Annotated in this window: 1 protein-coding gene; it reads right to left on the bottom strand. The window is 50.2% G+C overall.

Features of this window, described 5'->3' with window-relative positions; genetic code table 11:
• The coding region (locus tag AC1DUA_RS38825) for a Gfo/Idh/MocA family protein (protein ID WP_477504757.1) at positions 1 to 1040 on the bottom strand (1040 nt) is incomplete at both ends.

Raw genomic sequence — 1040 nt, 5'->3', positions numbered from 1 at the left:
CTTCTTGGCTGGAGTTTACCATCGCCGTTGTCAACGCCACTGTTTGGATATTATCCTCCGCTGTGACTGGCGGTAGATTGCCTTCCTCTAGTGCTGTCATGAACGCGATCATCGATCCAGCGAAAGCGTCCGGGAACCATGTTCCTTTGAGCTTGATTTCGTGAACGACATTTTTGTGTTTATTCAGTGCCATATAAAGCGTATCTTGCGTGCACCACAGGCTTCCTTCTGTCCCGTCAATCCACCATGTATTGCTGTGTGAGCGGCTTGCTTTGGCAATATTGTTAAAATGCAGCGTCGCCATGAGCGGGTTCCTGCCGCCTCTGGGACCAAACTCGATATTCGCCGAATAGATAAGCGGGTCGATGGCATTTTGCTTGGTTAACTGGGCTGTCGTGCAGTGTACCCTGGACCATTCCTCCGGATAAGGGTTGAAATATCGGCAGAGGTCCACATAGTGAACACCATGGTCGACAATGTTGAAATTCTTCATCTTAGTCCACCACCAGCCGGCCTGATCCTGGAACGAGCGCATATGATGATGAATGCTGTATACTTCCCCGATTAAGTCCTGCTCCAGTACTGTTTTCAGCGCTTTGTGCGCTGGAGCAAAGCGGGCTTGCTGGTTAACTCCGAGGATAATCCCCATTCTGTTGGCCTCTTCGCTCAGGCGTTCAGCTTGTGTTAGATCCAAGGCCAAAGGCTTTTGGCATAATACTGGCCTCGGAGCCTTTCCGATTAACCTCAGCACTTCCAGTCGTGGTTCCGGATGGATAGCCAGGTCGATTACACCTACATCGTCCCTCTCGAGTAGCTGATTAACATCTGTCGTCCAGAATGGAATATCGAACTTTTCCGCTGTGGCGCGCGCTGCTTCCTCGTTCACATCGCAACATGCAGCTATGCGCAAACCGTATTTGCGGTATGCTGGCAAATGTGCCGTATTCGCTATACTCCCACAGCCGATGAGGCCGATACCGTATTCATTTACATTGGTGAGACGCTTCTTATTAGGCAAATAATCGTCTGGTCGAATGAAC

The organism is Paenibacillus sp. 01T422 (assembly GCF_056398785.1).
The sequence above is the reverse complement of the archived record's forward strand: the minus strand, read 5'-3'. Positions and strand labels throughout refer to the sequence as shown.